We start from the raw sequence: 9,114 nt of genomic DNA, 5'->3' as shown, positions 1-9,114 counted from the left end.
CGGCGACCGAGACTTTCATCGCCCACCGCAACCTGCTCTTCACCGTCGCCTACGAGATGCTCGGGTCGGCGGCGGATGCCGAAGACGTCCTTCAGGAAACCTGGCTGCGGTGGGTCANGGTCGACGTGGGGCAGGTGCGNGACCAGCGTGCCTACCTGGTCCGGATCACGACCAGGCAGTCGCTCAACCGGCTGCGCACCATGAAGCGCCGCAAGGAGGCGTACGTCGGGCCCTGGCTGCCCGAACCGCTGCTCACCGCACCGGACGTGGCCGAGGACGTCGAGCTCGCCGAGAGCGTGTCGATGGCGCTCATGCTCGTCCTCGAAACACTGTCGCCGACCGAGCGTGCCGTCTTCGTGCTGCGCGAGGCCTTCGATGTCAGCTACGACGAGATCGCGGCCGCTGTCGACAAGAGCCCCGCGGCCGTCCGCCAGATCGCGCACCGCGCCCGCCAGCACGTCGAAGCCCGCCGCCCTCGCCAGGTGGTGTCCCAGAGCCAGACCCGGGCAGCTCTGGAGTCGTTCCAGCGGGCGATCGAAACCAGGGATCTCCAGGGCCGGTCATCGGTGCCGAGAAGGTGGTCCGCATGTTCTTCGGTGGGCTCGGCAAGGTCGAAGGCACCCTCACCGTTGACCCCACCGTGGTCAACGGCAACCCGGCACTCCTCGTACGCCTGGACGGCGAACTCGACGGCATCATGACGATCCGAATCGAGGACGCCCGCATCTCCGGCCTCTACTACGTCCGCAACCCAAAGAAGCTGACCCGCATCGAATCCGAGACCCCACTCACCCGGCGATGAACTCCGTCACATAGTGCGGAACCGTTCTGTCACAAAACCCCGGGGCCCGGCGTCTTGTGGGGGACAGAGAGGTGTAACCACCAACAGCGACAAGGAGTGCACTATGGAAGCTCGCCTGAACCTCCTCGACAATCCCGTCGTAGCCAAGTCCCTGAAGCACATCTTCTCAGCGGGCAAGGCGGTCGCGGATTCGACGCTTCCGGCGGCGACGCAGCAGCTGGTGGCGCTCCGCGCCAGTCAGATCAATGGTTGCGGCGTCTGCGTCGACATGCACACCAAGGAAGCCGCGCACGCCGGGGAGTCCTCGATGCGCCTCAACCTGGTCGTGGCCTGGCGGGAGGCCAGGGTGTTCACCGACGCCGAGCGCGCTGCTTTGGAACTGACGGAGCAGGGTACCCGTATCGCGGATGCGGCCGGTGGGGTCACGGACGAGGTCTGGGCGAATGCCGCCAAGCACCATGACGAAGCCCAACTCGCTGCCCTGGTGTTGCTCATCGCCATCATGAACACCGTCAACCGCCTCAACGTCATCGTCCAGCAGCCCGTCGGCGACTACCAGCCCGGCCAGCACATCCATTTCGGATAACGAGGAGTACCTCGCCGTGTCCGCTGGTGCCGCCTCGCAGTCAGCGTTCTTCCTTGGGGATCAGGATCCACAGCGCGAGGTAGATGACGAACTGCGGGCCCGGCAGGATGCAGGAGAGTACGAACGCCAGCCGCACCAGGGTGACGGGTAGGCCGAAGCGGTCGGCAAGGCCAGCGCAGACTCCGGCGATCATCTTGCCCTTGCGGGGACGAACCAGACGGGCCACGACGAGTGTCCTTTCGCTTGAGGTTCCTGTCGAAAAGGACGAAGGAGATCGTTCAGGTGCTCCCGTTCGATGCCCAACTCCGAGCTTACTCAGGGATCGATCAGGGGTCGGCCGGGATCTCCCTGACCCGCTGGCCTCTGACCTGCCACCCCTTGACCCGCCGCCGTGGTTCGCGGCGTAGGCCTATCCGGGGTCCGGAGCGCCAGTCCCGGCAAGCTTCCTCAGGAACGCCGCCGCGATCGGCCCGGCGTCGGCGCCTCCGGATCCACCATCCTCGAGCTGGACCGCCCAGGCGAGGTCGCTGGTCTCCTGGTAGCCGATCATCCAGGCGTGGGTCCGGGGCGGAACCTCCGCGCCGTACTCGGCGGTGCCGGTCTTGGCGTGCGGCCTGCCGGGGAGGTCGCGCAGTGCGTCGCCGGCGCCGCTGGTGACGACCGAACGCATCATCGACCGGAGATCGCTGACCACCTTCGGGGCAAGGGCCCTGGGCGCTTTGTACGGATGGTCGACGGCCTCGGGCACGAGCCGGGGCTGGACGAACCGGCCCGACTTCACCGTGGCCGCGACGGACGCCATCACCAGTGGCGAGGCGAGGTTCCGGCCCTGGCCGATCATGGCGGCCGCCTTGTCGTTGACGTTGGTGTTCACGGGTACGGATCCGTCGTAGCTGCTCGCCCCGGTGTCCCATGCGCCGCCGATTCCGAAGGCGGTCGCGGTCTTGGCGAGGGTGTCGTCGTCGAGCTGGTTCCGGGCCCGGACGAACGCGGTGTTGCAGGATCGGGCGAACGCGTCGCGGAACGTCGCCCCCTTGGGCAGCACGAACTCGTTCTGGTTCGCGAAGCGATAGCCGTTCACCCATTCGAACCTGGGGCAGTCGAGGACATCCGAGGGGCGCAGACCGGCTTCGAGGAGAGCGGCGGCGGTCACCACCTTGAACGTCGATCCCGGCGGGTACTTGCCGACGAGCGCACGGTTGAGGCCGCCCGGCCGGTTCGCGACGGCCAGGATATCGCCGGTGGAGGGCTTGATCGCGACGATCGACGCTGGCGTCTGGGCCCCTTCGAGCGCTGCGGCGGCCGCACGCTGCACGTTGGGGTCGATCGTGGTGCGCACGTCCTTACCCGCACGGGTGCCGGCTGTCTGCAGCGGCTTCAGCGCGTCTCCGGTGTTCCGGTCGGTGATCGCGATCGCGTACGCCGGTCCGGACCCGGCGAGTTGTTCGTTGTAACGCTTCTCGAGGCCGGACACGCCCGCGCCGGACCGCTCGTCGACCCCGCCGACGAGTGTGGCCGCGGTGAGAACCTCGCCGTTACGGTCGAGGATGGATCCGCGGTCCGACATCTTCGTGACCGCGAGCGTCTGGCCGGGTTTCAACGCCGGATGGATCATCGACGACATGAACTCGACGAGCCGCGTGCCGGAGGTCTCGACGATCCGCGCCTTCGAGTCGTACGCGTATGCACCGACGCGCGGGACCTTCATCCGTACGGTGAACGGAACGACGACGGAGCCTTTGTCCCCCTCGTCGGCTTTCCCTGTGCCGACCTCGATCCGGAAGTCCTCCGGCTCGAGGTTTCGGTTGACGGAGGCGAGGAGTGACGCCGCACGGTCGGGGGTGTCGGTGAGCTTCCCCGCCGCCGCCCAGTCGCCGGCCTGCCAGGCCCTCGTGAAGGCACGCAGCTGCTGTTCGCCGCGCGCCACCGAGGCCTGTTCCTCTGCTCGTCTCGGCTCCGCGATGACCAGTCGATAGCCGACCACGCCGCCGACGACCAGCATCGCCATCGCGACGATGCCCACGATGGCTCGGAACCACTGTCTGCGACGCCGCGCCGAGTGGTACTCCGTCACTTGCTCAACTCCCACGACACTGGGTTGGCTCGGGTCATCGACTCTCCAAACGTGAGTGGCTCGGTGCCGGCCAGGCAACCAGGCGATCAGCGGTTATGTCAAAGAGGCAATTTTCATGAGTCCATGCCTTTCTGATATGAGTGCGGTATGGACCTGCTCGCGCACTTGGCGGCTTACGTGACCGTCTGTGAGGAACGCAACTTCTCCCGCGCGGCCGAGCGGCTCGGCATCGCGCAACCGCTGCTGAGCCGGCGGATCAAGACGCTGGAGCAGCATTTTGGCGGCGAGCTCTTCGACCGGACTCGTCGTCAGATCGAGACCAGCAACCTCGGCGTACTCCTTCTTCCGCATGCGAAGGACGTCCTGAGCCGCGCCGAGCATCTGCGTGACCTCGCGCGCTCGGCACGGGAGACGGCGGTACGCGCGATCGGCGTACCACCCGACTGCGAGCCGGCCGCGCTTGCCCGCGTCATCCGCGCGGGCGCCGAGCACGGCATCGTGGTCAGCATCCAGGAGCTTCCGGCGGACGTACGTGCGGCCAGGCTGGATGACGGGTCACTCGCCTTCGCGGTGCTGCGCCTCCCGCCGGAGACCGCCCCGCTCGGCGTACCCCTCGGGCTCGCCTCCGCGGAGACGCTGGCCACGACTGCCCGCGGGCGTCCCGTCCACCTGGAGGACCTCCGCCCCCGGCGCGGCGCCGACCATGGCCCGCGACCGGCCGTCCTGATCTCGCCCGAGGACGCTCCCTTCGCCGCGGACCGGCTCCGCAAGGCCGCGGCCCGGGCCGGCCTGCCCGAGGATCGGATCCGCACGACGTCGTCGACCGCCACGGCGTTGGCCGAGACACTCGCCGGAAACGGCATGCTGCTATGCACCGAACAGTTCGCGCGGCGACACCAGGTTTCCTGGGTGCCCTTGGCCGATGCCACCCTGCACCGGGGCTACGAGCTCGCCGCCGCGCCCAGCCGTCACGGTGCCGGCGTACCGCCCGACTGGCTGGCCACCCTCCTCGCGGCCGCGCTCGGCACCACGACGCGGGCCGCTTCGAACGCACCCGCGGCCGGCCACACCGACGATGCCCGCGCCCAGCTGGCGGCCCGCGGATGAGCACCCGACTGGCGTACGTCGCCAGCGATCCCGCCCTCTTGGCGGTCGCCGAATCGGTGGCCGCCGACTGGGAACGGGTAGGCGCGCGCGGGCATCTCCTCGCTCGCAACATCGACACCGGCGAGGAGTTCGGCTTCGACGCCGACACTCTGGTGCCACTCGCGTCGGTGATCAAGGTCGCGATAGCGCTGGCGGTCCTGGACCGGACAGCCGCGGGCACGCTCGACCCCGCGTACCAGGTGACCATCTCGCCCGGGACGCGCAGCCTCGGTCCCACCGGGCTCGGCGCCTTCCGCTACCCGGCGACCCTCGCGGTCGGCGACCTCGTCCACCAGATGCTCACCGTCAGCGACAACGCTGCCGGCGACACCCTGCTCGACCTGGTGGGCATCGACGAAGTAAACCGGAGCCTCCGCGCCTGGAACTGTCCCGGCATCCGGATCCGCCACCGCCTGCACCGGTATTACGAATGCGCCGCCGGCGCTGCCGGCAACGACTTCGGGATCGCTCTGGGGCTCGCGATTCAGGATGACCGGTCCGGGAGCCACACCATCGAGATCCTCGACACCGCGCACGCCAATGTCGGCAGCGCGACGGCCCTGGTCGACCTGCTGCAACGGGTCTGGCTGGACCAGATCTCCCAGCCATCGGCGACCGCGGAGCTCCGGCGCATCATGGCCCTGCAGGTCTTCACCCAACGGCTGTCCAGCGACCTGCGCACCGACACCGTGCGGGTCAGCGGAAAGACCGGCACGTTCCTGCACCTGCGCCACGAGATCGGCGTCGTGGAAACGGACTCGGACGACCGGATCGTGATCGCCGCACTCACCAGATCGACCCGGCGGGCATCGATCGCCGCCGACATCGACCTGGCGATCGGGGCCGCCGCCCGATCGGCGTTTGAGGCCCTACGCCGCTAGGGCGTGTTTCCGAATCACGCCTGGTTGGTCCGTTTCCTGGAGCCGCTCAGCGTTCGTGGTGGTGGATGTCGAGGTGGGCGGTGAGGGCCGGCACGACCGCGTGCCAGCCTTCCGACGCAGCGGTGAGGTCGGCGGTGGCCAGGGCTCGCGCCGCGCCCGGGCGGTCCTGCGCGAGGTCGATCGCGCAGGAGACCACGAACGCTCCGGCCGGCGCGGTTGGCTTCAGGAGGTCGGTCACGTCGGTCCAGCGGCCCCACGCGGCCAGCCGGGTGAGCTCCGTCCAGGCGCTCACCAGCTGATCGGCGCTCGCTTGGTCCATCGTCGCCGTGATCGAGTCCGCGATCTCCACGAGGTCGAAGATGCAGTCGTCATGCGGGGTGAGGCTGACGTCGGAGCGGGCCGCGACGCCGGCCAACTCGACGTCGGGGATCCGGCCGGCCTGGCCGGCGGTCAGGTCGCTGCGCAGCTGGTCGAGGTCGGTCCAGACCGACACCTTGGGTGCGCCGCCGTCGCCGTTCGCCGTGCCGAGGTACGCCGGACGGCCGTCGGTGAGCGCCGTACTGCGGATCGTGTAGACCCCCTCCTCGGCCAGCCCCAGCCAGATCGTCACGGCGTCGGCGGTGTCTTCGAGGGGAGTGGGTCCGTCGGAGTCGGAGTCGTCGATGCTGGTCGACGAGGCCATGGGCGACGTGCCCGGTCCGGCCGGCCCGGACGCTCCGGACCCGTTGGGGGGATCGTCAGGAAGCGTGGGCGTGATCAGCCGGCTGGAGACCTCCGACAGGCACGACGACCAGTGCGCGTCCAGGAGTTCGACGACGTGCTGGCGGTGATGAGCGGCCCGGAAGATCGACAGGACCTCGTCGCCGGAGGCGAGCTTGCTGACATCCTCGTCGTCACGGAGCGCCTGGGCGTGCTCGTTGTCGATGTCGAGGTAGTCGAGCAGGTCGAGCATCAGGGCGAGGGTCGACCCGAGGGCGGCCTGCTCGTCAGAGTCCAGGTGGCCGTCGGCGATCTCGGGCAGCTGGGTCATGTCGTAGAGGCAGAGCCGCCTGGAGTATTCCTCCGTCGTCCAGATCCGCAGGTTCTTCATGTGCGGGCTCGGCGTGAGGTCGCTTGGCGTACCTGAGTCGACGAAGGTGACGAGATCGTCCAGCGTGCTGAAGCCGTAGACCTTCCCATGCGCGCCGAGGAACCCGGACGAGCCGTCGTCGGCGGTGTACCAGCCGGGCTGGTAGAGCGTGAAGCGGGTCCCGGTCGACAGCCGAAGCTCGAGGGGGACGATCGGGTCGGAAACGAATTCTGTGGTCACGGTCCTAAATCCCGATGGGGTGCCAGACGGTCTTGGTCTCGAGGTACGCCGTGAGCCGGTCAAGGCCCGGGTCTGCCGTCCAGTCGGGACGTCGCACCGGTGGCCGGGTCACACGCTTGAGATTATCGGCCGCCGCCCGCTCGAGGTCGGCTGCCTGGGCTTGGTCGTCGACGCCGGTGAGGTCGAGCGCGTTGACGTCCATGTGGCTGGCGAGCCAGGGCGCGACCTCGGCGGCGTTCCCGGTGAGGATGTTGATGACGCCACCCGGCAGGTCGCTGGTCGCGAGGACCTCCGCGAGCGTGATCGCCGGCAGGGGGTGACGCTCGCTGGCGAGGACTACGCAGGTGTTGCCGGTGACGATGACGGGTGCGACGACGCTGACCAGCCCGAGCAGGCTGGAGTCCTGAGGCGCGACGACGGCGACGACGCCGGTCGGCTCGGGTACGGAGAAGTCGAAGTAGGGGCCGGCGACCGGGTTGGACGCACCGACGACCTGTGCGACCTTGTCGGCCCAGCCGGCGTACCAGACCCAGCGGTCGATGCTCTCGTCAACGACGCCTTGCGCCCGGTCGCGGTCGAGCCCTTCGCCCGCGGCGACCTCGTCGACGAACTGCGACCGCCGACCCTCGAGCATCTCCGCGATGCGGTAGAGGATCTGGCCGCGGTTGTGCGCCGTCCTGCCCGACCAGCCACCGAACGCCTTGCGGGCCGCGACCACGGCGTCGCGGGCGTCCTTGCGGGACGCGAGTGCGGCATTGGCGAGGAACGCGCCTTCGGCGTCGTACACGGCATAACTCCGACCGGACTCGCTGCGCGGGAAGGCCCCGCCGACAAAGAGTTTGTACGTCTTGCGCACGGCAAGTCGAGTCATGCTCGCGCTCCCGAGAGGTAGGCGCTCAGCCCGTGCCGTCCGCCCTCGCGGCCGTAGCCGGACTCCTTGAAGCCACCGAACGGCGAGGCCGGGTCGAACTGGTTGAACGTGTTGGCCCACACGACACCGGCGCGGAGCTTGTCGGCCATCCAGAGGATGCGGGAACCCTTGTCGGTCCACACGCCCGCCGACAGGCCGTACGGCGTGTTGTTGGCCTTCTCGACCGCCTCGGCCGGCGTACGGAACGTGAGGACTGACAGCACCGGCCCGAAGATCTCCTCCCGGGCGATGCGGTGGGCCTGGGAGACGCCGGTGAAGATCGTCGGCGGGAACCAGTAGCCGTGCTCGGGCAGCTCGCACGGCGCGGACCAGCGGTCGGCGCCCTCGGATTCACCGACGTCGCTCAGCATCCGAATCTTCGCCAGCTGCTGGGGGGAGTTGATGGCGCCGACGTCGGTGTTCTTGTCGAGCGGGTCGCCGACGCGCAGCGTGCCCATCCGGCGCTTGAGGCGGCTCAGGACGTCGGTGTAGATGCTCTCTTGGACGAGCAGCCGCGATCCCGCGCAGCACACGTGTCCCTGGTTGAAGAAGATGCCGTTGACGATGCCCTCGACCGCCTGGTCGAGCGGGGCGTCCTCGAAGACGATGTTGGCGGCCTTGCCACCGAGTTCGAGGGTGACGTGCTTGTGGGTGCCGGCCACCGAGCGCGCGATCGCCTTGCCCACCTCGGTCGAGCCGGTGAAGGCCACCTTGTCAACGCCGTCATGCGTGACCAGCGCCTGCCCGGTCTCGCCGTCGCCCGTGAGGATGTTGACCACGCCGGGCGGCAGCTCGGCCTGCTGACAGATCTCCGCGAACACCAACGCCGTAAGGGGCGTCGTCTCCGCCGGCTTGAGGACGACGGTGTTGCCGCAGGCGAGCGCGGGCGCGATCTTCCAGGCCAGCATGAGGAGTGGGAAGTTCCACGGGATGACCTGGGCGGCGACCCCGAGTGGCCGTGGATCGGCGCCGAGTCCGGCGTACTGGAGCTTGTCGGCCCACCCGGCGTAGTAGAAGAAGTGCGCGGCCACCAGGGGGATGTCCACGTCGCGGGACTCACGGATCGGCTTGCCGTTGTCGAGGGACTCCAGGACCGCGAGCTCACGTGCGCGTTCCTGGATGATCCGCGCGATCCGGTAGAGGTACTTCGCGCGTTCCCGGCCCGGCATCGGTGACCAGATGCGGTCGTATGCCTGGCGTGCGGCCGCCACGGCACGGTCGACGTCCTCCTCGCCGGCCTGCGCCACCTCGGCGAGAACCTCTTCGCTGGCAGGGCTCACGGTCTTGAACCGCCGGCCGTCGGTGGGCTCGACGAACTCGCCGTTGATGAACAGGCTGTACGCCGACCTGACTCGCGCGACGTCGCGCGACTCTGGTGCTGGTGCGTACTCGAACGTGGGCATGGC

The 9,114-nt window shown here is 68.9% G+C and carries 9 protein-coding genes; 4 read left to right on the top strand and 5 right to left on the bottom strand.

The features are described 5' to 3' along the window. Positions 1-56: 56 nt before the first annotated feature. Together B141_RS43375 and B141_RS0128985 are read left to right on the top strand one after the other, a co-directional pair. Positions 57-701 (top strand): sigma-70 family RNA polymerase sigma factor, encoded by a 645-nt coding sequence (locus tag B141_RS43375; RefSeq protein ID WP_474775231.1) that lies wholly within the window; start codon positions 57-59, stop codon positions 699-701. A gap of 204 nt (positions 702-905) precedes the next feature. After that, positions 906-1,388, top strand: coding sequence for a carboxymuconolactone decarboxylase family protein (locus B141_RS0128985; RefSeq protein WP_020578696.1), 483 nt, complete (start codon positions 906-908; stop codon positions 1,386-1,388). A 40-nt stretch (positions 1,389-1,428) separates the two neighbouring features. Here the strand turns inward: B141_RS0128985 and B141_RS0128980 are convergent, their stop codons facing one another. Continuing rightward, positions 1,429-1,614: a PspC domain-containing protein gene (locus B141_RS0128980; RefSeq protein WP_020578695.1), complete on the bottom strand. Its 186-nt coding sequence runs from the start codon at positions 1,612-1,614 to the stop codon at positions 1,429-1,431. A 183-nt stretch (positions 1,615-1,797) separates the two neighbouring features. After that, a complete protein-coding gene (locus tag B141_RS0128975; RefSeq protein ID WP_020578694.1) occupies positions 1,798-3,462 on the bottom strand; it encodes a penicillin-binding transpeptidase domain-containing protein in 1,665 nt (554 codons plus the stop codon). Positions 3,463-3,609: 147 nt separating this feature from the next. Between B141_RS0128975 and B141_RS0128970 the strand changes: the two genes are divergently transcribed. Continuing rightward, positions 3,610-4,569: a LysR family transcriptional regulator gene (locus B141_RS0128970; protein ID WP_020578693.1), complete on the top strand. Its 960-nt coding sequence runs from the start codon at positions 3,610-3,612 to the stop codon at positions 4,567-4,569. Beyond that, positions 4,566-5,489 (top strand): serine hydrolase, encoded by a 924-nt coding sequence (locus B141_RS0128965; RefSeq protein WP_020578692.1) that lies wholly within the window; start codon positions 4,566-4,568, stop codon positions 5,487-5,489. The genes B141_RS0128970 and B141_RS0128965 overlap by 4 nt, the downstream gene beginning before the upstream one ends. Before the next feature lie 46 nt (positions 5,490-5,535). Here the strand turns inward: B141_RS0128965 and B141_RS0128960 are convergent, their stop codons facing one another. Genes B141_RS0128960 through B141_RS0128950 form a run of 3 tightly spaced genes read right to left on the bottom strand, consistent with a single transcriptional unit; the run spans position 5,536 to position 9,111 of the window. Next, entirely contained in the window at positions 5,536-6,798 is a 1,263-nt protein-coding gene (locus B141_RS0128960; RefSeq protein ID WP_020578691.1) for a hypothetical protein, read from the bottom strand. Between the two features lie 4 nt (positions 6,799-6,802). Further along, positions 6,803-7,669, bottom strand: coding sequence for an aldehyde dehydrogenase family protein (locus B141_RS0128955; protein WP_020578690.1), 867 nt, complete (start codon positions 7,667-7,669; stop codon positions 6,803-6,805). Beyond that, positions 7,666-9,111: an aldehyde dehydrogenase family protein gene (locus tag B141_RS0128950; RefSeq protein ID WP_020578689.1), complete on the bottom strand. Its 1,446-nt coding sequence runs from the start codon at positions 9,109-9,111 to the stop codon at positions 7,666-7,668. The genes B141_RS0128955 and B141_RS0128950 overlap by 4 nt, the downstream gene beginning before the upstream one ends. Between the last annotated feature and the right edge of the window lie 3 nt (positions 9,112-9,114).

The organism is Actinopolymorpha alba DSM 45243 (assembly GCF_000373925.1).
Classification (GTDB): Bacteria; Actinomycetota; Actinomycetes; order Propionibacteriales; family Actinopolymorphaceae; genus Actinopolymorpha; species Actinopolymorpha alba.
The sequence above is the reverse complement of the archived record's forward strand: the minus strand, read 5'-3'. Positions and strand labels throughout refer to the sequence as shown.